Below are 22,698 nucleotides of genomic sequence, written 5' to 3' on the forward strand. Positions count from 1 at the left end.
GCTCATCCTTTCAAGGTCAGCCCGGGCGTGTTCAGGACCAGGTCCTTCACGGCCGCGTAGTAGCGCACATAGCCGGTGCAGCGGCACAGGTGGGGCTGCAGCGCCTCGCCCACGACCTGTTCCACATCGGCCGCGCGGATGGGCGCCTTGGCCAGGCGCTCGACCAGCACCGTGGCCGCGATGACGAAGCCCGGCGTGCAGTAGCCGCACTGGAAGCTGAAATGCTCCAGGTACTTCTGCTGCACGGGGCTGATGGCGATGACCTTGCGCGGCTGGCCCGAGGCGCCCGAGGCGCCCGGGGCTGATGGGGGCGCGGTGTCCGCGCCGGCCGGGTCGGCAATGCCTTCGATGGTGCGGACCTTGCGGCCCTGGAAGTAGTGGGCGCCGGTGATGCAGGTGCGCATTTCGCGGCTGCCCTCGGGCCCGTCCACGATGACGGTGCAGGCCCGGCATTCGCCGATGCCGCAGCCCAGGCGCGAGCCGGTGAGGTTCAGGTATTCGTGCAGGAAGTCGATCATGGGCATGCCTTCGGGCACGTCCATGGGGCCGACGGTCTGGCCGTTGACGGTCAGCGACAAGGGGAGCGGGACAAGGCTCATGGTGCGAGTGCCTCCCTGATCTTTTGCGGGGTCACGGGCAGGTCGTGGAAGCGCTTGCCTATGGCGTGGTGCAGTCCGTTGACGATGGCGGCGACGATGGGAATCATCACCACCTCGGCAATGCCCTTGGGCGGATCGGTGTCCGACAGCGGTGCCAGCAGCTCGGCGGTCTGCTTCCAGACCGCCACCTCGCTGCCGCGCGGCAGGTGGTAGCGGTGGAAGTTCCAGTTGCCGTCGCCGGGGCCGCCCTCGTACAGCGGCATGGTTTCGTACAGCGCATGGCCTATGCCCATGGCGATGCCGCCTTCGAGCTGGCCGTGCACCAGCTCGGGCACGATGGGCCGCCCGCACTCCATGATGGAGTGGTGGGCCAGCAGCTCGACCGCGCCCGTGCCCGTGTCCACCGCCAGCTCGACCAGGGCCGCATTGGCGCTGTAGTAGGTGACGCCCGCGTTGTTGCGCTGCATGGGCGGATAGAACAGATTGCGCCGCGCAATCATGCGGTAGCCGGCGGCACTGCGCCGCGCGGTGACAGAGGCCTCGACGGGCGTGGCCGCCTGCGGCGTGTCGGTGGTGTCAGGGGCCGGCGTGACGGCGCCGGCATCGGGCGCGCTGCCCAGGCGCACGGCCAGCGCGTCCAGCGGCCGGCGCGCGCTGGTGCCCAGGATGTCGAAGTCGGCCTCGGCCCATTGCCAGCGGTTGAAGGTATGGCCCACGGCACCCGTGACCAGCTGCATGGCATGGGCCTTCTGGGCCAGCGCCTGCAGTGACAGCGGCTGCATGCCGTTGGCCGTGAGCATGCCGTTGACCCAGCGAGCGTCCTCGCGGCGCACCATGTAGGGCGCCTTCTGGCCGCCGCCCGTGCCCTGGCTCCAGATGGCGACGGCGGCCGGCCACAGGCCGTGCTCGAAGACCACGCGCGCCGTCTCGCTGGTGGCGTGGCTGTAGTAGTAGGCCGAGTTGCTGGCGCTGGCCGGCGAGGCGTAGACCGGCGTCCACAGCGGCCGGGCGGCGAAGCGGTCCTGGTCGGCCTGGGGCATGGTGTAGTTGTCGCCCTCGGCCTTGAGCGGCAGCTCCGGCCAGTCCAGGCAGGCGGTCTGCAGCTCGTCGGCGGGCTTGCCGAACCATTGCACGCACAGCTGGGCCTGCGAGGTGCCCATGCCCGTGCCGATCTCGGTGCCCGAGTGGTGCAGCAGCACGCGGCCCTGGGGCGATATCTCGATGCGGGCGAAGGCCGCCTCGCCGCCCGTGCCGAAGTCCTTTTGCACGCAGGCAAAGCCCACGCCGTAGCGCTGGCCCGGGTGGCTGGCCTCGTAGGCGGTCTTGCGCTTGGCGCGCTCGGTCCACAGCGGATGGCGGCGGGCGCGCTCCAGCACCTCGTCGGCGCGCAGGGCACCGGCGGCAATGGCGCCCTGGGTGTTCTTGGCACCCGAGGTCAGCACGTTGCGCAGCCGCAGCTCGATGGGGTCGATCTGCAGCAGTTCGGCGATTTCGTCCACCATCATCTCGGTGGCCGCCATGCTCTGCAGCGTGCCGTAGCCGCGTGCCGAGCCCGCGTCCAGCGCGCGGCTGGCCAGGGCCACGGCGGTGATGTCGTTCTTGGGAAAGTAGTAGATGGACTGCGCCGCCGTGCCGCCGACCATGGCCACCGAGGGCGAGAAGTTGGCCCGGCCGCCGCCATTGGCCGTCATGTTGGCCACCAGGCTCTGGAAGAGGCCGGTCTTCCTGTCGATGGCCATGGTGTAGTCGATCTCGAAGGCATGGCGCTTGAGCGAGGACTGGAACTGCTCGAACCGGTCATTGGCCAGGCGCACGGGCTTGCCGTCCGCATACAGCGCGCAGACCAGGCCGTAGTAGGGCATGGGCGCGTGGTCCTTGGAGCCGTAGCCCACCGTGTAGCACGGGTGCACGAAAAGGTTCTTGAGCGGGAACCTGCTGGCCTGCACCATCTGCGCTGCCCATTCGGCCACCTCGTGCGGCGATTGCGTGGCCAGCACCATGTGCAGGCTTTGCGTGGCCGCGTCATACCAGCAGTTGGCGTTGTCGGGCTCCAGCGCGGCCGTGTCCACCGATTGCGTGGCGTAGTGGCGCTGCAGCACCAGCCAGTCGGCAGGCGGCGTGGCCAGCTCCTGGGCGATTTGCTCGGCCGCGCGCAGGCCGCGCGCCGTGACCGCGTCGGCCTTGGAGATCTGCGGCCAGACCAGCGGCTTGCGTTCGGCGGGGAACAGCGGGGCATCGCGCAGGCTGGAGAACACGTCGTCGTCAAAGGCCGTGGCACCGCCCTGGCGCACATAGCGGAACACGCCCCAGGGCGGACGGTCCAGCGCGCCCGTGATGCGGCCGTAGCGGATGACGCCGGCCGTGGCCTGCAGCCTTTCCTTGGCAAAGCGAAAGCGCGCGAAGTCGTGGTAGATGAGGATGGCCACGGCCTGGCCCAGGTAGGCGGGGGTCTTGCCTGCGGGCAGCAGCATGTCTTCGCCATAGAACTCGGGAAAGGCCAGGCCATCGCGCGCCAGGTCCTCGGCCGTTACCACGCGGTCGGGCGCCAGTTCGCCGTCCAGGGAAGACAGGTCCATTCCATCGAACAGCCGGTCGGCCAGCGTGGTGCGCACGATGAAGGCATGGGATTGCTGCTGGGGCCAGTGCGGCATGTCGCGTGCGCGGATATCGCGGGCGAAGACCTTGGCGCCCATGACCTTGGAGCGGCCATCGAGCCGCATGCGCGGCAGCTGGGTGGCCGGCTCGCGGGCCACGCTGCCCAGGACGCGGTCTTCAAAGAGGGCTGCATAGGCCTGGCTGGCCAGCGGCGCCACCCAGACGCTGACGCCTGCGATGCTGGCGGCCTGCAGAAAGCCGCGCCGCGACAAGGGAGCCGTGCCGGCCTGGCTGCCGGCGCCGGAGTGTTGTTCTGGGCGCATGGCGCTCTTCTCCTGTGGGGTTGAGCCCACTGTAGGAGGGCGCATGCCGCGCGGCCTGTCAGCAAAGGCTGCTTCTGGCGTCAGCGCGGCGGCAGCGGCGGGTGCTTGCCATCGTCAAAAGCAGGAGCGGGCCAGGGCCGCCAGGCCGCGACGGCAGCGTGCCGGCCGCACTGTCAATCAGACGCCGGCGCAAGAAGGGCCTTGCCGCAGTGCTCCGTGGCGCCGCGCATAGCCCGGCAGGGCCAGGGCGTGTCCACATTCAGGCATAGTTGAGGGTTGTGCAGAAAGTAGTGAAGTCCCGGGCATAACCGGAGCTTCTTATTACTTTATTTTTTTATAGTTTGCGTTTTTATACGCGCAACCTATATTTGCTCCCACTTCCCAACAATGCGCAGCGGCGTCCCCAGGCCGTCCTGCGCCGCGGCGTTTTTTCATGATCGAGATTCGGGATCTTTCCCTGACCTACAAGGGCCCCACCGGGCCCGTCCATGCCTTGCGGGGCATCAACCTGCAGATCGAGTCGGGCGAGGTGTTCGGCATCATCGGCCGCAGCGGTGCGGGCAAAAGCTCGCTGGTGCGCTGCCTGAACCTGCTCAACCGCCCGACCTCGGGCCAGGTGCTGGTGGGCGGCCGTGACCTGATGCAGCTGAGCGATGCCGAGCTGCGCACGGCGCGCCGCGACATCGGCATGGTGTTCCAGCATTTCAACCTGCTGTCCTCGCGCACGGTGTTCGACAACGCCGCGCTGCCGCTGGAGATGGCGGGCATGTCGGCCGACGACATCAAGAAGCGCGTGGACCCGCTGCTGGACCTGGTGGGCCTGAGCGCGCTGCGCGACCGCTATCCGGCGCAGATCTCGGGCGGGCAAAAGCAGCGCGTGGGCATTGCGCGCGCGCTGGCCAGCCACCCCAAGGTGCTGCTGTCGGACGAAGCCACATCGGCCCTGGACCCCGAGACCACGCGTTCCATCCTGGACCTGCTGCGCAAGGTCAACCGCGAGCTGGGCCTGACCGTGGTGCTGATCACGCACCAGATGCAGGTGATCAAGCAGATCGCCGACCGCGTGGCCGTGATCGACGGCGGCGAGATCGCCGAGCTGGGCCCCGTGATCGACGTGTTCACGCGCCCGCAGCAGGCCATCACGCGCAGCCTGATCGACGAGATCGTGCCCCAGCAACTGCCCGAGTCGGTGGCCGTGCGCGTGAACGCGCTGGCCGCCCAGCTGGCGCCCGGCCAGCAAGGCCGGCTGCTGCGCCTGTCGTATGCGGGCGAGAGCGCCTACCAGCCCATCCTGTCGCACCTGATCCGCGAGCTGGGGCTGGACCTGTCCATCCTGCATGGCCAGATCGACGAGATCCAGGAGCAGACCTTCGGCTCGCTGGCCGTCTTCGCCAGCGGCGACGCGGCAAAGATCGATGCAGCCGTGGACCATCTGCGCGCCACCGGCGTGCAGGTGCAGATCGTTTCCACCAGGGATTGAGCGATGTTTGAGAATTTTTCGGAAATGATGCTGGAGCTGTTCGTCAGCTCGCTGTGGGAGACCATCATCATGGTCGGCGTCTCGGGCCTGGTGGGTGGCCTGATCGGCATTCCCCTGGGTGTGTTCCTGCGCCTGACCGACCACGGCGGCGTGCTGCAGAACGGCCCGGCCAACAAGATCGTGGGCTGGATCGTCAATGCGCTGCGCTCCACGCCCTTCATCATCCTGCTGGTGGCCATCATCCCGCTGACGCGTCTGATCACGGGCTCGTCCATCGGCACCTGGGCGGCCGTGGTGCCGCTGACCATTGCGGCAGCGCCCTTCGTGGCGCGCCTGGTGGAGACCGCGCTGCGCGAGGTGGACAACGGCCTGGTGGAAGCGGCCCAGTCCATGGGCGCCACCACGGGCCAGATCGTCTGGAAGATCCTGCTGCCCGAGGCGCTGCCCGGCATCGTGGCGGGCCTGACCATCAGCTTCGTGAGCCTGACCGGCTACTCGGCCATGGCCGGCGCCATCGGCGGCGGCGGCCTGGGCGACCTGGGCATCCGCTACGGCTACCAGCGCTTTTTGCCCGATGTGATGCTGGCCGTGGTCATCATCCTGATCTTCTTCGTGCAGGCCATCCAGAGCCTGGGCGACTGGGCGGTGCGCAGGCTCAGCCACCGCTGATCCACACACCCCGGCGGCCGGTGCGGCTGGCGCGGCCGGGGCGGCAAGCTGCCGCGAGATTGTCTGAAAGAGGGATTCCATGAAAAAGCGCGCATTGCTTCAATCGCTGGCCCTGGCCGCCGTCCTGCCCCTTGCCGGGCTGGTCGCACTGCCGGCTCATGCGGCCGACGGCTCGGTCACCATCGGCGTGACCTCGGGCCCGCATGCCCAGATCGCCGAGGTGGCCAGGAAGGTGGCCGAGAAGAACGGCCTCAAGGTGAAGCTGGTCGAGTTCGGCGACTTCATCCAGCCCAACGCTGCCCTGTCCCAGGGCGAGCTGGATGCCAACATCTACCAGCACCAGCCCTTCATGGACGCCCAGAACAAGGACCGCGGCTACAAGCTCGTGCCCGTGGCCCGTGCGGTCAACCAGCAGATGGGCGTGTACTCCAAAAAGATCAAAAGCCTGGCCGACCTCAAGAGCGGTGCGCGCGTGGGCATCCCCAACGACCCCACCAATGGCTCGCGCGCGCTGATGGTGCTGGCCGCGCAAAAGCTGATCGAACTGAAGACCGGCGCGGGCGCCCGTGCCTCGGTGCTGGACATCACGGCCAATCCGAAGAAGCTGAGGTTCGTCGAGCTGGAGGCCGCCCAGCTGGCGCGCTCGCTGGACGATCTGGACGCCGCCGCCGTCAACAGCAGCTATGCCGTGGCCGCAGGCCTGTCGCCGCAAAAGGATTCGCTGGCGCTGGAAGCCACGGACACGCCCTATGTGACCGTGTTGATCGCCACGCGCGCCGGCCATGAGAAGGACGCGGGCCTGCAGGCCTTCGTCAAGGCCTACCAATCGCCCGAGGTGCGCCAGTTCATCGACACGCAGTTCAAGGGCGCCTACACGGCGGCCTGGTAAGAGCATGGGCACCCTCGCATCCCACCGGGTTTCCGACGCGGACTTCGTGGCCGCCATCGGCGTGCAATGGCAGCGCCGCCCGCTGACGCCCGAGCCCGGCCTGGCCGCGCTGCTGGCGCAGGCCCAGCTGGACGACGGCGGCAAGGCCACCGTGGTCCAGGCCGTGGGCATGCTGGTGGTCGACGAATGCGTGGCCCATGGCTACCACAGCATGGACCTGGTTGTGCTGCACCCGGGCACGCCGGGCCTGGACGAGGCGCTGGAGCGCTTCGACAAGCCCCACACCCATGCCGATGACGAGGTGCGCTACATCCTCGAAGGCGAAGGCCTGTTCGGCTTCTTCGATGCCGGCGGCGAAGAGCGCGTGCTGCGCGTGCAGCCCGGCGACTACCTGCGCATACCGGCGGGCGTGGAGCACCGCTTCACGCTGACCGCCACGCGGCGTATCAAGGCGCTGCGTCTGTTCGCCGACACGGCGGGCTGGGTGGCGCAATATACCCAGCGGCCCGCCGCTGCCATGGAGGTACCTGCATGAGCCTGCCTGTCCCGACACTGTTCCAGACACTTGACGAGGCACTGTTCACGCGCGCCCAGGACCTGCTGGACGAGGAATGGCTGGCCAAGGATGCCGACCTCGCCCCCGTGCTGCCCGTGGTGCTGGCGCGCGGCGTGGGCCAGGACTGGCACAAGGCCGGCACCTTCCGCCACCACCTGGCGGGCGTGGCCCGTTCGCTGGCGCTGTGGCGCCAGCCGCGCGACGTGCGCCTGCTGGGCCTGCTGCACAGCGTCTACGGCAACGCCTTCGTGGACCTGGTCAAGTTCGACGCGGGCAGCGAGCGCGGCCGCCTGCGCGAGCTGGTGGGCGAGGGCGCCGAGCACCTGGTCTACCTGTTTTGCACCATGAGCCGCACGCAGTTCATGCAGAAGATCCTGGCCGGCGACCTGGCCGAAGACGGCTCCATGGCGCTGGAATCCGCCGGCCGTAGCCAGCGCCTGAGTGCCTATGAAGTGGCGGCCTTCACCATCGTGAGCATGGCCGATGCCATGGAGCAGTGGTTCAGCTGGCAGGAAGACATCTATTCGCAGTTTCCGCAGGTGCAGAACCAGCGGCAGCAGGGCGTGCACTGGGCGGCCTCGCTGTGGCCCGGTCCCATGCGGCCTGCCAGCCGCATGCTCAGCCAGATCAGCGACCTGGGCCGTGCGCTGCAGCACCCGGCGCTGCGCGCCCAGCTGCCGCTGCCGCCGGTGTTCGACCATTGCAGCCGGCAGCTTTCGCCCGGCGACGAGGCCGCTGCCGTGTCGCTGTACTGGTCGGTGATCCAGCTGGACCAGCCGCTGGTGGACCTGGACGCCGCCACGGCCGTGCTGGAAAGCGCCGTGCGCCTGAACCCCTGGGTGGGCGAGCCGCAGATGGTGCTGGCCCAGCTCTACCTGTCTGCCGGCCGCGCCGACGACGCCGCGCGCGCAGCCACCAGTGCGCTGCAGTGCTTCAGCGGCTGGGGCAATGCCTGGGACAAGCGCGTGCAGTGGGACGCCTGGATCGCCTGGACGCGCATCCTGCTGCAGTCGGCGCAGCAGGGAAGCTGGCCCGAGCGCCTGGACAAGCTCAACAACCTGGCCCTGAAGGGCTGAGATGCAAAAAAGCCTGGCGCGAGAGCCAGGCTTTTTTGTGATGGGAGCGCGCCCGCGCCTTATTTGGCCGGCGCCGTTTCGGCCTTGGCGGCCGGCGCAGCGCTGGCGGGCACGGCGCCATCCTCGATCGCCTCGGGATGCATGGGGCGGCGTGCATAGCGCTGGGCCAGCACGGCGCAGACCATGAGCTGCAGCTGGTGGAAGACCATCAGCGGCAGCACGATGGCGCCCACGGCGCTGGACTCGAACAGCACCTTGGCCATGGGCACGCCGCTGACCAGGCTCTTCTTGGAACCGCAGAACACCAGGGTGATCTCGTCCTCCTTGGAAAAGCCCAGGCGGCGCGCCGTCCACGACGTGATGACCAGCACCAGGGCCAGCAGGATGGACGACAGCAGCAGCAGGCCCAGCAGCGCAGGCAGGGGCGTCTGCTGCCACAGGCCGCTGATGACGGCGGCGCTGAAGGCCGTGTACACCACCAGCAGGATGGAGCCCTGGTCCACGAACTTCACGCGCTTGGCATGGCGCGAGATGAAGCCGCCGATCACGGGCCGCAGCAGATGGCCCAGCACAAAGGGCAGCAGCAGCTGCAGCGCGATCTTGCCGATGGCCTGCAGCGCGTCGCCCCCTTCGGCGCTCTTGTGCAGCAGCATGCTGACCAGGATGGGCGTGATCACGATGCCCATCAGCGTGGAGGCCGATGCGCTGCACACGGCGGCGGGCATGTTGCCGCGCGCCATGGCCGTGAAGGCGATGGCCGACTGCACCGTGGCCGGCAGCGTGCACAGGAAGAGCACGCCCATGTACATCTCGGGCGTGACCAGCGGCTCCAGCACGGGGCGCAGCGCCCAGCCCAGCAGAGGAAAGAGCACGAAGGTGGCCGCGAAGATGGTCAGGTGCAGGCGCCAGTGGCCTATGCCGGCAAAGATGGCCTCGCGCGAGAGCTTGGCGCCGTGCAGGAAGAACAGCAGGCTGACCATGAGCGTGGTCGCCACCTCCAGCCATTGCGAGACGGCGCCCGAGGCGGGCAGGAAGCTGGCCAGTGCCACGGTGGACAGCAGCATCAGCGTGAAATTGTCAGGGGCGAAGCGGGGGCGTGCCATGGGAAAACTCTCTCCAACTAACTATCGGTTCGTGCAGCCAGGCTGCAAGGCCCCGATTGGACGCCACGGCCATTGAAAAGAGAAATGGATTTATCTGATGGTTTTATAATTTTTCCGTATGAATATCAGCCTGCGCCAGCTGCGCGCCTTCCTGGCCGTGGCGGAAAGCCGCAACTTCAGCCGCGCGGGCGAGCTGATGGCGCTCACCCAGCCCGCCGTCAGCCGCAATGTCACCGAGCTGGAACAGGCCCTGGGCGTGCAGCTTTTGCACCGCACCACGCGCGAGGTGGAGCTGACCGACGCCGGCCGCCTGCTGCAGGGCCATGCCACGCGCGTGCTGGACGCGCTGGATGAATGCCTGCTCGAAGTCAGCGGCCTGGCCACCCAGCGCCTGGGCAAGGTGCGCGTAGCCAGCAGCCCCACGCTGTCGGCGCATCTGATGCCACGCTGCATTGCGCGCTGCCGCGAGCAGGCGCCGGGCATCGAGCTGCTGCTGCTGGACCGCATCCAGAGCGACGTGCTGCAAAGCGTGCGCAGCGGCGAGGTGGACTTCGGCGTGGTCATCGACCCGCAGGGCCGCGACGACCTGTACTGCGAAACCATACTCAGCGAGCCCTTTTGCCTGGTCTGCCCGGCCACGCACAGGCTGGCCCGCAAGCGCCAGGTGGCCTGGAGCGACCTGGCCGGCCAGCCGCTGGTGCTGCTGGACCACGCCTCGGGCAGCCGCCGCCTGATCGACGCCGCGCTGCAGGCCCACGACGCCGAGGCCGCCGTGGTCCAGGAAGTCGGCCACACCACCACCATCTTCTGCATGCTCCAGGCGGGCCTCGGCCTGAGCGTGGTGCCGGAACTGGCCGTGCCGCAGGAATGGCGAGCTCCCGCGAGTGGCGCCACCACCCCCGACGCCCTCGCCAGCCGCCCCCTGCTGCCGCGCGTGCAGCGCGACATCATGCTGGTGCGCCGCCGCCAGCGCGAGCTGTCGCCCGTGGCGCAAAGCGTGTGGGATTTGATCAGGGGGGAGGCGGGGCAGCTGTGAGCTGCGCCGGCTCATTGCGTAGCGGAAAGTCAGCGAAACGGCCCGCCAGTTCCAGACAGTCCTGAGGCCACTCTCCCCTGAAGTGGTCCTGAATGGCCAGGGCCATCCAGCGGCTCTTTGACATGCCCTGGGCCTTGGCTGCCTGCTCCAACAAGCCGTACGAGACGTCATCCAGATCAAGTGTGAGTTTGTGCATGGCAACCACCCCGAGTTGGATTGTCAGGGCAGCCCCCACAAGCCGCCGCATACGGCCTGATCGCCTCGCGCACGCGGTCCAGCACCAGCGCGTGGGGCGAGGGCGCAAGCCGCCCGGCGCGCACGGCCTGGTATTGGGCGGGGAGGAACTGGCTGAGCATGTTCTCGGGCAGGGTGCAGGCGGACAGGTTGTCCAGCAGCCGCGCCACGGCGGCGTTCACCGTGGGGTCGGCCCAGTAGTAGCGGATGCGGTCGCTGTAGCTGTAGATGCGCAGCAGCCTTTGGGCGCCGGGATCGGGCTGCTCGCCGCGGTAGTAGCGTTCCCAGCTGGCGGGGCGGCCCAGCATGGCGGACTCCAGCACGGCGGGCAGGTGGGAGCGCTGGTGCGCGTCGATGAGCTGCTCTTCGATGGAGGCCAGCGCGAACAGCACCTCGCGCAGCGCAAAGGTGGCGCCGGGGCCGACCTTGAGGATGGCAAAGCCGTCCTGCACCAGCTGGCGCAGGGCCTCGGGCCGCTGGTAGTCGGTGGAGTGGGCCTCGAAGACCAGTTGCGGGTGCTGGCGCAGCAACTGCTTGAGGTCGGCCGCTTCACCGGGCGCGTAGTCCACCACGCGTGTGTGATCGAACTCCACGCCGGGCTGGACCACCATGGCAATGATGCGCTGCCAGACAGGGTCCAGCCCCTGTTGCGCGAAGACTTCACGGTGCACCTGCAGCGTGCGCTGGGCGTCGGCGCGGGCAGTGACTTGCACATGCTCCAGCGCATGCGCGGCGCCGCCGGGCACGGGCACTTCGGTGCCGATCACGTAGACGGGACCGGGCGCCGGGCAGGTGCTGCCGCGCTCGGCCGCCTGGCAGAGCAGGGCAGCGCGGCGGGCCACGGTTTCGTCGTCCAGCGCCTGGGGGTCGTCTGCGCAGGCCATGCTGGCGTCCAGGTGCAGCTTCACGAAGCCGGCTGCCGCATAGGCGTGCACCAGGTCCTGCGCCAGATCCATGGCCTCGGCGGCTGGAAGATGGGTCCACGCCGTGGGGCCCAGGTGGTCGCCGCCCAGCAGCACGCGGTCTGGCGGCAGGCCGACGCGGTGGGCGATGGCCAGCACGAAGCGGCGGAAGTCGGCGGGCTGCATGCCGGTGTAGCCGCCGAACTGGTTGACCTGGTTGGCGGTGGCCTCCACCAGCAGCGGCGTGCCGTCGTCCAGCGCCTGGTGCATGGCGGCCTCGATGACCAGGGGATGGGCCGAGCAGATTGAGTAGATGCCGAGTGCGCTGCCTATTCCGTGCGCATCGCCTGCGGCTGCTGGCGTTTGCATGGAGCGTGACTGCGCCAGGCGGGTGAAGTGGGTGAGATGGGCCGGCATGGCTTCAGCCCTCCATCACCGCATGCCGCAGGTGCTGCGGCTGTTGTGCCAGCAGCGCGTCGAGCCCGGCAAAGCCGGATGCCCCCTCCATCGGCCCCTTGCTGGAGACGGCCAGCGCGCCGGCCGCATTGGCGTAGCGCAGCGATTGCAGCGCGGTCTTGCCCAGGCGCCGGCAGGCGATGAAGGTGGCGCCGAAGCAGTCGCCCGCGCCCGTGGGATCGACCACGTCCACGGTGAGGGCGTCGAGGTCGATGCGCTCGTCGGCACTGAAGTAGCTGCAGCCGTCGGCGCCGCGCTTGACCACGATTTCGCGCACGCCGCGCGCAAAGATCTCGGCGATGGCGCCGGCCTCGTCGGCCGAGCGGGCCAGCTGGGTGACCTCGTGGCCGCTGGGCAGGAAGATGTCGGTGAACTCCAGGATGTAGGCCAGGGCTTCGCGCATTTCGGGGATGCGCAGCATCTCCTTGCGCACATTCGGATCGAAGGACACGGTGCCCCCCTGGGCCTTGACGATCTCGATGGCCTTCTTCATGGCATCGATGATGCGAAACGAGAACAGCGACGAGCCCATGACATGGAAGTGCGCGCAGTCCTTGAGCACGGCCTGGTTGACCTGCTCGGGCTGCAGCTGTGCCGAGGCGCTGTTGGTGATGTTGAAGATGAAGTCGCGCTCGCCGCTGTCGCGGTAGGTGACGAAGGCGCTGCCCGTGACGGCACCCTTGCACACGGCGATGGCGCTGGTGTCCACGCCGTCGCGGCGCAGGCGGTCGATGTTGAGCCAGCCAAAATCATCATCGCCCACGCAGCCGATGATGGCGGCCGGATGCCCCAGCCGGGCCACCTGGTCGATGAAGATGGCGGGCGCCCCGCTGGCATAGGGCCCGGCCAGCGGCCCCGGCGCGCGAAAGCTCTGGCCTTTTCGCTCGGCCATGATTTCGACGAGGATCTCGCCCATGGTCATGATGGATTGCATGCTCTCCCTCCCTTTGGAATCAAACCCCGTGCGCCGTTCGCTGCACCGCCGGCCCATGCGTCAGCGCCTGCGCCTGCTGTGCACATCGATGCACACGGCCACCAGAATCACGCTGCCCTTGACGATGAGCTGATAGAAGTAGGGCACGCTCATCAGGTTCATGCCGTTGTTGATGACGCCGATCATCAGCGCCCCTATCAAGGTTCCCGCAACGCTGCCGTGGCCTCCGGCCAGGCGCGTGCCGCCCAGCACGGCGGCGGCAATGGCGTCCAGCTCCCAGCCCATGGCCGCGTTGGGCTGGGCCGAGTACAGGCGCGAGGTGAGCAGCAGGCCGCCCACGGCCGCCATCAGCCCCGACAGCATGAAGATGGCGATCTTGAGCCGCCCCACCCGTATGCCCGCATAGGTGGCCGCCTCTGCATTGCCGCCTGCCAGATAGGTCTTGCGGCCAAAGACGGTACGGGCCAGCACGAAGTGGTTGGCGGCCAGCAGTGCGGCCAGGATCCAGATGGGCACGGGCATGCCCAGCCATTCGCCGTTGCCGATCCACAGAAAGGCCTCGTTGTCCACCGGCGCCGGCATGCCGCCCGAGACGATATAGGCCAGCCCCCGGAAGATGCCCATGGTCGCCACCGTCACGATGAAGGACGGCAGATGCAGCAGCGCCGACAATGAGCCGTTGAGTGCCCCCAGCAGCAGGCCGCACAGCAGCACGGCGGGCAGCACCAGGGCGGGCGCCAGGCCCTGGCCCAGCATCAGGCCGGCCACGCTGCCTGCCAGGGCGACCACCGATCCCACCGAGAGATCGATCTCGCCCAGCAGCAGCACATAGGTCATGCCGAAGGCCACGATGGCGATGATGGACACCTGCAGCAGCACGTTGCGCAGGTTGCCGCCCGTCAGAAAGGCCGGCGACAGCAGGGAGAACAGCAGCACCAGGGCGGCCAGGCCTATGAGGGTGCCGGCGTGGCGCCGCAGCGATCGCCAGCCACCTCGCAAGCCGTCTCGCCATGTTTCCTGGCTGTCCGGGATGCCTTCGGCGGCGTCGACAGCGTCGGAGGCGTTGGAGGCGTTGGAGGCCTTGGAGGAGCCAGACGCGGTGATGCTCAGTTCGGAAGGGGTCATGGCAGTCCTGCTCCGGTGGCGTGCGCCATCACGGTCTCCTGGCGCAGATGGAGGGTGTCCAGGCTCTGGACGAGGCGCTTGTTGCGCATGACCAGCAGCCGGTCGCTCAGGGCCAGTGCCTCGGGCAGTTCCGACGACACCAGGATGACGGCCGTGCCGGCCGCTGCCAGCTCGCGGATCAGGGCATAGATCTCGAACTTCGCGCCTACGTCGATGCCGCGCGTGGGCTCGTCCAGCACCAGCAGCCGGGGGCGCATGGCCAGCCATTTGGCGAACACGATCTTTTGCTGGTTGCCGCCCGACAGCTGGCGCACGGGCTGGTACAGGCCGGCAACGCGTATCTTCAGCCGCTGCACGCAGGCGCGGGCCAGCGATTGCTCGGCGGCCTCGTCGGTGAGCAGTGCGCCGCCGCGCCCGCTGTGCACCTGGACCATGCAGATGTTGTGCTGCACGGACTGGTCCAGCACCAGGCCTTGCTCCTTGCGGTTCTCGGTCACGAAGGCCATGCCCTGGCCGATGGCGTCGGCCGGCGAGCGCAGGCGCAGCGGCCGGCCGTGCATGAGGATGCTGCCCGTGCAGCGGTGCATGCCGAACAGCGCATCCATGACATCGGACCGGCCCGAGCCGACCAGCCCGAAGAAGCCCACGATCTCGCCCGCGTGGACCTCGAAGTCAATGCCTTCGAAGCGCCCGGCCAGGCCCAGGCCGCGCACCTGGAGCAGGGCGCGCGTGCTGCGGTCAGGGGCGGGGCCGCGCGGCGGATAGATGTCCTGCATCTGGCGCCCCACCATGAGCGCGATCAGCGCCCCGATGTCGGTTTCGTCCCGCGCCAGGGTGCAGATGGAGCTGCCATCGCGCATGACGGTGATCTCGTCGGAGATGCGCATGATCTCGTCCATGCGGTGCGAGACGTAGATGATGGCGCGCCCCTCGGCCTTGAGGCGGGCGATGAGGGTGAAGAGAATCTGCGCCTCGCTGTCGCTGAGGGAGGAGGTGGGCTCGTCCATGATGACGATGCGCGCGGGCTGGGCCAGCGCCTTGGCGATCTCCACCAGCTGGCGCTGGGCCAGCGACAGTTCGGCCACCTGCGCGTTGGGGTTCAGGTCCATGCCCAGGCGGGCCAGCAGCGCGGCGGCGTCGCGGCGCAGTGCGCGGCGGTCCACGCAGCCGGCCCGCTGCGGGAGCCGCGCGGCAAACAGGTTGTCCGCCACGCTGAGGTTGGGCGCCAGGCTCAGCTCCTGGTGAACGATGGCGATGCCGTGGCGCTGCGCATCGGCGGGGCTGGCCAGCTCGGTGCCGGCACCATCGATCAGCAGCTGGCCGCCATCGGGCCGGTGCACGCCGGCCAGGATCTTGAGCAGGGTGGATTTGCCGGCCCCGTTCTCGCCCAGCAGCGTGTGCACCGTGCCTGCGCGCAGGCGGAAGGAAACGCCTTTGAGCGCCTGCACGGCGCCGAAGGATTTGGCCAGCGCCCGGGCCTCGAGCATGGGGGGCGGCGCAACGGCGGCGAGCATGGCACGGCCTGGGTGGCTGTGTGCAGTGGGGCCTGGCATGGCGGGCTCCGCAGGTCCATTTACCTGGCGGCAGCCGTGTACACGCCGGGCAGCACGGGGTGGAATTTTTCCACCGGCTTGCCCTGCAGCAGCTGCGCGGCAATGGCCACGGCTTGCAGTCCCAGCTGGTCGGGGTACTGGCGGATCACGCCCACAAAGGCTGGTTCGCGGTCCACGGCCGCGCGCGCCTCGGCCATGCCGTCAAAGCCGACGATCTTGACCTGCTCCAGCTTTCTTGCGCCCTTGACGCTGGCCAGTGCAGCCAGGGCCGCATCGTCGCCAAACCCGAAGATGCCTGCCAGGTCGGGGTGGGCCTGCAGCATGTTCTGCGAAGCGGCCAGGGCCTCGGCCCGCGTGATGCCCGGCTGCACGGAGACGATCTTCATGCCGGGGAAGGTGGCGATGGCGGCCTTGAAACCCTCCACGCGATCGACGACGGACTGTATGGACGGGTAGTGCAGCACGCCGATCTGGCCCTTGCCGCCCGTGGCGCGGCCCATGAGCTGGCCGGCCAGCACGCCGCCGGCGCGGTTGTCGGTGGCCACGTGCGATGCGACCTCGACCCCGCTGGCCGCAATGTCCACGGTGATCACGGGAATGCGGGCGGCGGCAGCCTTGAGCACGGCGGCCTTCACGCCCCGGGAATCGACGGGAGACAGGATGATGGCATCGACCTTCTTGCTGACGAAGTCCTCCACATCGGAGATCTGCTTGCCCAGGTCCTGGTTGGCAATGCTCAGGTCCAGCTTCAGCCCCTGTCGCGCGGCTTCCTGCTGCATGGCCTGTGCCAGCTCCAGATAGAACGGGTGCTGCTGCGTGAGCAGGGACACGCCGAGGGTGCGGCCAGGGCTGGGGCCGGGGCCCGGCTGTGCAAGCGCCGGGCTGGCCGGCAGGCCGAATGTGAATGCGCCGGCCAGCATGCGCCGGAGAAACGTGTTGCGGTCCATGGCTGTCTCCCTCCCTCTGTCGTTGTGGAAAAGCTCAGGTTCTGGCGAATTCGATGCGGCCCTCGGCCTTGCGGGTGGCTTGCAGCCGGTGGTGCGCCAGCAGATCGAAGGCGCCCGGCTCCATGTCCTGGTGGGCGCACAGGCCGTCGATCTGGGCGATGTCGCAGACCGGGTGACCGCCCGTGGTGCTGTCCAGATCCAGGGCCAGCGCCACGGCCTTGGTGCTGTGCTCCGCGGCCGCCGAATACAGGCGAGCCGCGCCCGGGTCGCGGCACAGCAGGCGGTTGCGGTCGTCGATGCCGCAGATCTCGAACAGGCAGATGTCCAGCGGCCGGGCCCGCAGACCCGCTTCTGCCCCGGGGCCGATGAGGCCGGGCTCGTCGCCGGCCAGCGCGCCGCCCGTGACGTGGATGGCGCAATCGAGAAACTGCCGCGCCGTCGCCACCATGGCCAGGTCGTGCAGCGTCAGCGCAATGCCCTGGCGGCTTGCCAGCAGCGGCAGCACGCGGTGGGTGATGCGGCCGCTGCCCAGGAAGACCGAGGCGTCGTCCTCGATCCAGCCCAGCGCGCCCTGGGCCACCTGGGCCTGCGCCGGGCCTTGCGCGGCGGCAGGGGCGCCGGGCAGCTCGGCGGCCGTCTTGAGCAGGGCCGGGTTGTAGCGCGCCTTGCCGAAGGCGCGCACCACATAGCCTTGCTGCTCAAGGTAGTGCAGGTCGTTGCGGATGGTGACGGTGGAGACGCCGAAGAGCACGCTCAGCGCCTCCACCCGCACCTCGTCGGTCTTGCGCGCCAGCTCCACGATCTGCAGCCTGCGCTTGAGTGAACTGTTGCCTTGGTCCTGCATGGATTCTTTCGATTCGAAAGCTTTTTATTTCGTGTCGAAAGTTTCCCTGCGTGCAAACGCCACGTCAAGCGCTCCCCGGGTATTCACCGGGGCGTCCGCTCCGGGGAGGGTTATCGGCTGGCCACGCCCAGATTCACGACCACCGGGCGCTGCAACTGCGCCGTCCAGGCCCGGTAGGTCCGGTGGGCCAGGGCGTTCAGCACGGGAATGCGCAGGTCCAGGTGGCGCAGGATCTCGCTCTCGGTCTGCGCCGCAGGGCCGCGTGCGCGCAGCAGCTCGTCATGGCCTTCGGTGCACCAGGCAGCCACGCTGGCGGCGGTCACTTCCATGTGGCCCTGGAAGGCCCAGTGCCGGCCGTGGCGAAAGCCCTTGTTCAGGCAGTGGCTGCCGTACATGGTGCGCACGGCGCCGCGCGGGATCTCGAAGGTGTCGTAGTGCCAATGGAAGATCGTCGCCTCGCGCGGCAGGTCCATGACCTGCTGGGCGGCGGCCGTTACCCAGATGCGGCTCCAGCCAATGTTGGGGCAGGGGTTGCGCCAGACCCTGGCGCCCATGGCGCGCGCCAGCATCTGTGCGCCAAAGCAGTGGCCGAGCACGGGGATGTCGCTGCGCAGCGCATCGGCCAGCAGGGCCTGTTCATCCTCCATCCACGGCAGGCCCTCGTTCACGCTGTGGTTGCTGCCCAGCACCACGATGCCGCTGTAATCGGCGGCGTGCACAGGGGCTGTGCCATCGAGGGCAGGCTGCAACAGTCGGTAGGGAATGCACTGTTGCTCCAGGTGTTCACGCAGAACGCCGGGGCCCTGGGCGGATTCGTGCTGGAGGATGGCGACAGGTCTCATGGCGGCGCGGCTTCATCGGGAAGCCATTTGTTGTGAGGCCTTGACTCTAGGGACGGCTGCCTCAAGGGCGGATTGTGTTTGCGCACAACGCCATCAAGGCCGCATCAAGGCCGCCCCATGCCTTGCGCAGGCCCAACGCAAAAAGGCGCCACGGCCGTGGCGCCTTTGATGGTGGCAACTCCGTCAATCGTGGTGCCGCCCGGAGCGCTGCGGGCTCGGCTGCCTGCCACGGCGGCGCAGTCCCAGCGCCGCCGCGCCCAGCAGGAGCAGGGAGGCCCAGGCCCCGCCCACGGGGATGGCTGCGACGGAGTCGCTGCCTGGGGCATCGCCCGCGCCAGGCGTGGTCTTGGTGGTGGTCGCAGTGCTTGAGTCGACATCGCCCGTCGCCTGGGTCTGGGTGACCGTGATGGTCACCGATCCCTTGGGCAGGCCGCTCACGTCTGTGGCAGGAGTGGTCCAGTGGCCATTGCCATCGCAGGGCACGGTCACCACCACGGCTTTGGGTGCCGTGCCGATGGTCACCGTCACGCTGCCGCCGCCGACCGTGCAGGTGCCAGAGAGGATGTAGCCGCCCTGGTTGCCCGCGTCTATCGGGGGAGGATTCACCACCGTGACCGAGGGCGTGGTGGGCGGCGTGGTATCGACCTTGGTGACCGTGGCATCGGCCGTGCCCGAATTGCCGGCGGCATTGGTCTGAGCCACATGGATGCCCACCGTGCCCGCAGGCAGTGCGCTCACGTCGGTGGCGGGGGTGGTCCAATCGCCATTGCTGTCGCAGGGCGCAGTGGCCACCACCGCGTTGGGCGCCGTGCCTATGGTCACCGTGACGCTGCCTGCGCCGACTGTGCAGGTGCCAGAGAGGATGTAGGCGCCCTGGTTGCCCGCATTGATCTGGGGCGGGGTGCCCACTGTGACCACCGGCAGCGTGGTGTCTGCCTTGGTGACGGAGACATTGGCGGTCCCTGTATTGCCCGCCGCATCGGTCTGGCTTGCCTGGATGGGCACCGTGCCCGCAGGCAGCCCGCCCAGGTCGGTGGCGGCAGTGGTCCATTGGCCGTTGCTGCCGCATGCTGCGATGGCTTCCACGGAGTTGGGCGCCGTGCCGATGCGCACCCTGACATCGCCATCGCCGGCCGTGCAGGTGCCCGAGACGGTGTAGTCGTGCTCATTGCCGGCATTGATCGCGGCTGCGTTGTCCACCGCGACCACGGGTGCCGTCGTGTCCGTGGCTGCGGCCGTGGTCTTGGTGGTGATGACACTTCGCGTGCCGGTGTTGCCGGCCGCATCGGTCTGGGTGGCCGTGATGTCCACCGGACCCAGGGGCAGGCTGGCCACATTGGCAGCCGGTGCCGTCCAGGCTCCGGCTGCATTGCAGGCCGTCGTCATGGTCACGAACTTCGGGGCCGTGCCGATGGTCACCTTCACATTGCCATCGCCCGCGGTGCAACTGCCTGCGACGATGTAGGCCTCCTGGTTGCCTGCATTGATCACCGGGGACGTGGTGATGTCTACCGCAGGTGGCGTGGTATCTCCTTGCGCTGCGGCGCAGTCGGCAAGCGAGGCTTGCGAATGGCCCAAGACGAGGTTGACGTCGGCGAGGGTGGGTATTTTCGCGCCAATGCGCAGGGCATTGACTTCCATTCCTCCATCCACGGGAGTTTGCTCATTGAATACGATTTCCAGGATTCCGGAATTCAGTCCGGTATTGGGGGATGGATTCAGTGGAATTGGGACAGGGATACCGAGCACGGAGATGCTCAGGTTCTCGATGGTCGCGGCCCCGGTGGGCTGGACGGCGCCATTGACGCAGGTTGCATGCACTTGGGACTGCAGCACATCAGCCTTGATGGCCACGACGCCAGCGATGGACAGGTTGATGTCACCGATGCCTGCGGTTGATTCGACGCGGTTTTGCGCCAGCGAGCTCCCGGTGCTTGCCGAGAGCACACCCGCCTTCAATGAAATCAAGCTGTCGGTGGCGCCCCCGATGTCTGCAGCAAGCATTTTCCCGGAGACGTTGAACGCCGGCGGCGCACTTTGCAGTCCGGTATCTACCAGCGGGATATCCAGCCCGAGGTCTACCAATGAAACGCCGGCCTTCACTTCCAGCGCATAGCCGCGACCTTGCCCTGCCGAGGCGGCCCATGCGGTGCCACCCGTCCCCAAAACGATTGTGCAGCTGACTGCCATTGCCGCCGTAAAGCCGGTCAATTTCCGCCAATTCCCCTTGCCACGCTTTTGCATGCCATCGCCCTTTCATGAGTTCCTGAATTGAATGACCATCAAGCCGATGAATGGCTTGCCTGTTTTCAAAAGCGGAATCTAAAGGGTTGATTGCGTTTTGTAATGATCTTTTTGATGAAAATCGGATTTTCAGAGTCGTCCTAGGATTATTGAGGAAATGGGATTTATCCTAGGAATAGCTTATTTGGTCTCGGATGTTTCTGATTGATTATGAAAATACCGTTTTTCAAGAGCTTCTGAGAAGTGTCCTGGCCGGGTTTTCGAGGCGCCTGGCATGCCCCCGCGATTTGTCCTGCGCAGCAATTCGCCTGTGGCCTTGCCGCAGGGTTGGACAGGTGCGGCCCAGCACGCAGGGGCCGCAGCCGGGGTGCGTTACGGCTTGGGTGTTTGCCTGCCCAGGCGCAGCTCGCTGACCAGCACCCCGCCCACGATCAGCGCGGCCCCCAGAATTGCCAGCCCCGGCAGCCGGTCGCCGGCCATGCGTCCCACGATGCCGGCCCAGACCGGCTCGCTGGCATAGATCACGGTCGCACGCGTGGGCGACAGGGACTTCTGGGCCCAGTTCATGGTCAGCTGGATCAGGATGCTGGCGCAGGCCATGGCCACCGCGGCGGACAGCCAGACCCAGGAGAAATCGGGCACGGATTCGCCCGCCACCGGCATGGCCAGCAGCGCCATGACGCCGGCCGCCAGCAACTGCACCGTGGTCACGCGCCGCGCATCGACCTTGCCCGCGAAATGCCCGATCAGCAGCACCTCGGCCGCAATGGCCAGCGTGCTCAGCATGGTTGCCATCTCGCCCACGTTCAACTCCATGCCGCCGGACTCCGGTCCCGCCACCAGCATCAGGCCCGTGAAGGCCAGGCCAATGCCTATCCAGCTCATCAATCGCGGCGGCTTGCCCATCACCAACCATTGCACAAGAGGCACCAGCGGCACATACAGCGCCGTCAGAAACGCCGACTTGCTGCTGCTGATGGTCTGCAGCCCGAAGGTCTGCAGGCCATAGCCCAGGAAGATGCTGGCGCCGATGGCGATGCCTGCCACCAGCTCGGTGCGCGTGAGCCCGGCCATGGCCTTGCGAAACACCAGCAGCCCGATCAAACCCGCCGTGACAAAGCGCAGGCCCACAAAGAACAGCGGCCCGCTGTGCTGCATTGCCAGGTGGACCACGAGAAAGGTGCCGCCCCAGACCATGGTGACGGCTATCAGGGCCAGCTCCTGCCGGCTGAGCAGTGGCGTGCGCGAACTGTGAGAAGATGACGTGTGCAACATATTGCGCAGATCATATGAGAAATATATTGCACAGCGCTGGCGAGCGCTCCGATGTCCTGGCTTTCGTCAGCGAAAACCTGCGCCGCCTGCGCCAGCGTGCAGGACTGAGCCAGGCGGCCCTGGCCGAGGCCGCAGGCCTGAGCCGGCGCATGGTCGTGCAGCTGGAAGGCGGCGACACCAACATCAGCCTGTCCAGCCTGGATCGGCTGGCCGACGCGCTGGGCGCCAGCTTCATAGAAATCGTCAGCGACCCGGCCGCGCAGCGCCTGCGCATGGACGCCATGGCCTGGCGCGGCACCCGGCCCGAAAGCCAGGCCATGCTGCTGGGCAGCGTGCCCGCCACGCGCGAAGCTCAGCTGTGGTCCTGGTCCCTTGGGCCCGGCGAACGCTACCAGGCCCAACCCGACCCGGAAGGCTGGCACGAAATGATCGTCGTGGTCGAAGGCCGCCTGCTGGTGGACCTGAGCGAAGGTCCCATGACCATCGAGGCCGGCGACTATGCCATCTACGGCAGCGCCCAGGACTACGCCTACGTGAACCTGCACGAAGGCGTGACGCGGTTCATTCGCAATGTGATTTCCTGAGGGCGTTGCAGCGGTCTGTGCCGTGCTTTGAGCAAGGCACTGTCGTCAGTGAAATGCGGTGGGCTGCGGTGCCGCTTCAGACTGGCAGTTGAAGAAATACACAAGGTCGGACGCTGTCATGACGCGGCCGTATGGGGATTGGATTGCGCGCCTTCCAGTGACCTGCCCGAGCGGCGTGCAATGGCTGGCGCAACGCTCATGTCCAGATCATCACCGTCCAAACCGAGTTCTTCCTCAAGCCGGTCGGGTGCGCGGACAGGGAAGCTCTTTTGGTAGCTGAGCAGTTCTTCCTGAAGCTGTTCATACACAGCGCGGACTACCAAAGGATCTGTGCTGCGCAAATCAAAGGAACGGGCAAAGCCGCAGATCGACTCGCCGTTTTTTCCGGGGCTGGCACATCGTGGGCGCTGTCCATGTGCTGCTGGCGCTGAT

At 67.7% G+C, this 22,698-nt stretch carries 21 protein-coding genes; 8 read left to right on the forward strand and 13 right to left on the reverse strand.

Annotated features, from left to right (window positions below; genetic code table 11):
* Nucleotides 1-2 precede the first annotated feature (2 nt).
* On the reverse strand, nt 3-599 hold the full coding sequence (locus tag CLV01_RS14930; RefSeq protein WP_099733954.1) for a (2Fe-2S)-binding protein: 597 nt from the start codon (nt 597-599) through the stop codon (nt 3-5).
* Nucleotides 596-3,517, reverse strand: a complete 2,922-nt coding sequence (locus tag CLV01_RS14935; RefSeq protein WP_099733953.1) for a xanthine dehydrogenase family protein molybdopterin-binding subunit — start codon at nt 3,515-3,517, stop codon at nt 596-598. The genes CLV01_RS14930 and CLV01_RS14935 overlap by 4 nt, the downstream gene beginning before the upstream one ends.
* 433 nt (nt 3,518-3,950) lie before the next feature.
* Between CLV01_RS14935 and CLV01_RS14940 the strand changes: the two genes are divergently transcribed.
* The 5 genes from CLV01_RS14940 to CLV01_RS14960 all read left to right on the forward strand — a co-directional run bounded on the left by CLV01_RS14940 (nt 3,951) and on the right by CLV01_RS14960 (nt 8,187).
* Nucleotides 3,951-4,997: a methionine ABC transporter ATP-binding protein gene (locus CLV01_RS14940; RefSeq protein WP_012205010.1), complete on the forward strand. Its 1,047-nt coding sequence runs from the start codon at nt 3,951-3,953 to the stop codon at nt 4,995-4,997.
* Nucleotides 4,998-5,000: 3 nt separating this feature from the next.
* Nucleotides 5,001-5,666: a methionine ABC transporter permease gene (locus CLV01_RS14945; protein ID WP_012205011.1), complete on the forward strand. Its 666-nt coding sequence runs from the start codon at nt 5,001-5,003 to the stop codon at nt 5,664-5,666.
* Between the two features lie 79 nt (nt 5,667-5,745).
* Entirely contained in the window at nt 5,746-6,555 is an 810-nt protein-coding gene (locus tag CLV01_RS14950) for a MetQ/NlpA family ABC transporter substrate-binding protein (RefSeq protein WP_034368322.1), read from the forward strand.
* A 4-nt stretch (nt 6,556-6,559) separates the two neighbouring features.
* Entirely contained in the window at nt 6,560-7,090 is a 531-nt protein-coding gene (locus tag CLV01_RS14955) for a 1,2-dihydroxy-3-keto-5-methylthiopentene dioxygenase (RefSeq protein WP_099733952.1), read from the forward strand.
* Entirely contained in the window at nt 7,087-8,187 is a 1,101-nt protein-coding gene (locus tag CLV01_RS14960; RefSeq protein ID WP_099733951.1) for a DUF6817 domain-containing protein, read from the forward strand. The genes CLV01_RS14955 and CLV01_RS14960 overlap by 4 nt, the downstream gene beginning before the upstream one ends.
* A 59-nt stretch (nt 8,188-8,246) precedes the next feature.
* Here CLV01_RS14960 and CLV01_RS14965 read toward each other — a convergent pair whose 3' ends face one another.
* A complete protein-coding gene (locus CLV01_RS14965) occupies nt 8,247-9,290 on the reverse strand; it encodes a bile acid:sodium symporter family protein (protein ID WP_012205015.1) in 1,044 nt (347 codons plus the stop codon).
* 118 nt (nt 9,291-9,408) lie between these two features.
* On the opposite strand from CLV01_RS14965, the gene CLV01_RS14970 reads away from it, so the two are divergent.
* Nucleotides 9,409-10,326 (forward strand): LysR family transcriptional regulator, encoded by a 918-nt coding sequence (locus CLV01_RS14970; protein ID WP_065348011.1) that lies wholly within the window; start codon nt 9,409-9,411, stop codon nt 10,324-10,326.
* A 176-nt stretch (nt 10,327-10,502) separates the two neighbouring features.
* Here CLV01_RS14970 and CLV01_RS14980 read toward each other — a convergent pair whose 3' ends face one another.
* The 8 genes from CLV01_RS14980 to CLV01_RS15015 form a co-directional block, all read right to left on the reverse strand.
* Nucleotides 10,503-11,879 (reverse strand): D-tagatose-bisphosphate aldolase, class II, non-catalytic subunit, encoded by a 1,377-nt coding sequence (locus tag CLV01_RS14980; protein ID WP_099733949.1) that lies wholly within the window; start codon nt 11,877-11,879, stop codon nt 10,503-10,505.
* 4 nt (nt 11,880-11,883) lie between these two features.
* Nucleotides 11,884-12,852, reverse strand: coding sequence for a tagatose kinase (locus tag CLV01_RS14985; protein ID WP_099733948.1), 969 nt, complete (start codon nt 12,850-12,852; stop codon nt 11,884-11,886).
* 60 nt (nt 12,853-12,912) lie between these two features.
* Nucleotides 12,913-13,977, reverse strand: a complete 1,065-nt coding sequence (locus CLV01_RS14990) for an ABC transporter permease (protein WP_099733947.1) — start codon at nt 13,975-13,977, stop codon at nt 12,913-12,915.
* Nucleotides 13,974-15,491, reverse strand: coding sequence for a sugar ABC transporter ATP-binding protein (locus tag CLV01_RS14995; protein WP_180288398.1), 1,518 nt, complete (start codon nt 15,489-15,491; stop codon nt 13,974-13,976). The genes CLV01_RS14990 and CLV01_RS14995 overlap by 4 nt, the downstream gene beginning before the upstream one ends.
* Before the next feature lie 59 nt (nt 15,492-15,550).
* Nucleotides 15,551-16,477, reverse strand: coding sequence for a substrate-binding domain-containing protein (locus CLV01_RS15000; protein WP_099733945.1), 927 nt, complete (start codon nt 16,475-16,477; stop codon nt 15,551-15,553).
* 34 nt (nt 16,478-16,511) lie between these two features.
* The gene (locus CLV01_RS15005) at nt 16,512-17,321 is read right to left on the reverse strand and encodes a DeoR family transcriptional regulator (protein ID WP_099733944.1); all 810 of its coding nucleotides are present in this window, start codon (nt 17,319-17,321) and stop codon (nt 16,512-16,514) included.
* Nucleotides 17,322-17,431: 110 nt separating this feature from the next.
* The gene (locus CLV01_RS15010; protein WP_012205023.1) at nt 17,432-18,163 is read right to left on the reverse strand and encodes a type 1 glutamine amidotransferase; all 732 of its coding nucleotides are present in this window, start codon (nt 18,161-18,163) and stop codon (nt 17,432-17,434) included.
* A gap of 183 nt (nt 18,164-18,346) precedes the next feature.
* Nucleotides 18,347-19,741, reverse strand: coding sequence for a hypothetical protein (locus CLV01_RS15015; RefSeq protein WP_257221307.1), 1,395 nt, complete (start codon nt 19,739-19,741; stop codon nt 18,347-18,349).
* On the opposite strand from CLV01_RS15015, the gene CLV01_RS29560 reads away from it, so the two are divergent.
* Nucleotides 19,733-20,062, forward strand: a complete 330-nt coding sequence (locus CLV01_RS29560) for a hypothetical protein (RefSeq protein ID WP_257221308.1) — start codon at nt 19,733-19,735, stop codon at nt 20,060-20,062. The two genes, CLV01_RS15015 and CLV01_RS29560, sit on opposite strands and share 9 nt — an antisense overlap.
* A 717-nt stretch (nt 20,063-20,779) precedes the next feature.
* Here CLV01_RS29560 and CLV01_RS15020 read toward each other — a convergent pair.
* Entirely contained in the window at nt 20,780-21,682 is a 903-nt protein-coding gene (locus CLV01_RS15020; protein ID WP_013802833.1) for a DMT family transporter, read from the reverse strand.
* Between the two features lie 14 nt (nt 21,683-21,696).
* On the opposite strand from CLV01_RS15020, the gene CLV01_RS15025 reads away from it, so the two are divergent.
* Complete coding sequence (locus CLV01_RS15025) at nt 21,697-22,266, forward strand: helix-turn-helix domain-containing protein (RefSeq protein WP_013802832.1); 570 nt, start codon at nt 21,697-21,699, stop codon at nt 22,264-22,266.
* A gap of 116 nt (nt 22,267-22,382) precedes the next feature.
* On the opposite strand, the gene CLV01_RS28725 is transcribed toward CLV01_RS15025, so the two are convergent.
* Nucleotides 22,383-22,574 (reverse strand): hypothetical protein, encoded by a 192-nt coding sequence (locus CLV01_RS28725; protein WP_143290066.1) that lies wholly within the window; start codon nt 22,572-22,574, stop codon nt 22,383-22,385.
* Nucleotides 22,575-22,698: the final 124 nt, after the last annotated feature.

The organism is Delftia sp. 60 (genome assembly GCF_002754395.1).
GTDB lineage: Bacteria > Pseudomonadota > Gammaproteobacteria > Burkholderiales > Burkholderiaceae_C > Comamonas > Comamonas acidovorans.

Excerpts from the sequence above, each read along its gene's own strand:
- CLV01_RS14935 (WP_099733953.1), bottom strand. The coding sequence starts at position 3,517 with ATGCGCCCAGAACAACACTCCGGCGCCGGCAGCCAGGCCGGCACGGCT.
- CLV01_RS14955 (WP_099733952.1), top strand. The coding sequence starts at position 6,560 with ATGGGCACCCTCGCATCCCACCGGGTTTCCGACGCGGACTTCGTGGCC.
- CLV01_RS15005 (WP_099733944.1), bottom strand. The coding sequence starts at position 17,321 with ATGCAGGACCAAGGCAACAGTTCACTCAAGCGCAGGCTGCAGATCGTG.
- CLV01_RS14930 (WP_099733954.1), bottom strand. The coding sequence starts at position 599 with ATGAGCCTTGTCCCGCTCCCCTTGTCGCTGACCGTCAACGGCCAGACC.
- CLV01_RS14985 (WP_099733948.1), bottom strand. The coding sequence starts at position 12,852 with ATGCAATCCATCATGACCATGGGCGAGATCCTCGTCGAAATCATGGCC.
- CLV01_RS14990 (WP_099733947.1), bottom strand. The coding sequence starts at position 13,977 with ATGACCCCTTCCGAACTGAGCATCACCGCGTCTGGCTCCTCCAAGGCC.
- CLV01_RS14950 (WP_034368322.1), top strand. The coding sequence starts at position 5,746 with ATGAAAAAGCGCGCATTGCTTCAATCGCTGGCCCTGGCCGCCGTCCTG.
- CLV01_RS14940 (WP_012205010.1), top strand. The coding sequence starts at position 3,951 with ATGATCGAGATTCGGGATCTTTCCCTGACCTACAAGGGCCCCACCGGG.
- CLV01_RS14965 (WP_012205015.1), bottom strand. The coding sequence starts at position 9,290 with ATGGCACGCCCCCGCTTCGCCCCTGACAATTTCACGCTGATGCTGCTG.
- CLV01_RS14995 (WP_180288398.1), bottom strand. The coding sequence starts at position 15,491 with ATGCTCGCCGCCGTTGCGCCGCCCCCCATGCTCGAGGCCCGGGCGCTG.
- CLV01_RS14960 (WP_099733951.1), top strand. The coding sequence starts at position 7,087 with ATGAGCCTGCCTGTCCCGACACTGTTCCAGACACTTGACGAGGCACTG.
- CLV01_RS29560 (WP_257221308.1), top strand. The coding sequence starts at position 19,733 with ATGGCCCAAGACGAGGTTGACGTCGGCGAGGGTGGGTATTTTCGCGCC.
- CLV01_RS15020 (WP_013802833.1), bottom strand. The coding sequence starts at position 21,682 with ATGTTGCACACGTCATCTTCTCACAGTTCGCGCACGCCACTGCTCAGC.
- CLV01_RS15010 (WP_012205023.1), bottom strand. The coding sequence starts at position 18,163 with ATGAGACCTGTCGCCATCCTCCAGCACGAATCCGCCCAGGGCCCCGGC.
- CLV01_RS15025 (WP_013802832.1), top strand. The coding sequence starts at position 21,697 with ATGAGAAATATATTGCACAGCGCTGGCGAGCGCTCCGATGTCCTGGCT.
- CLV01_RS15000 (WP_099733945.1), bottom strand. The coding sequence starts at position 16,477 with ATGGACCGCAACACGTTTCTCCGGCGCATGCTGGCCGGCGCATTCACA.
- CLV01_RS14970 (WP_065348011.1), top strand. The coding sequence starts at position 9,409 with ATGAATATCAGCCTGCGCCAGCTGCGCGCCTTCCTGGCCGTGGCGGAA.
- CLV01_RS14945 (WP_012205011.1), top strand. The coding sequence starts at position 5,001 with ATGTTTGAGAATTTTTCGGAAATGATGCTGGAGCTGTTCGTCAGCTCG.
- CLV01_RS14980 (WP_099733949.1), bottom strand. The coding sequence starts at position 11,879 with ATGCCGGCCCATCTCACCCACTTCACCCGCCTGGCGCAGTCACGCTCC.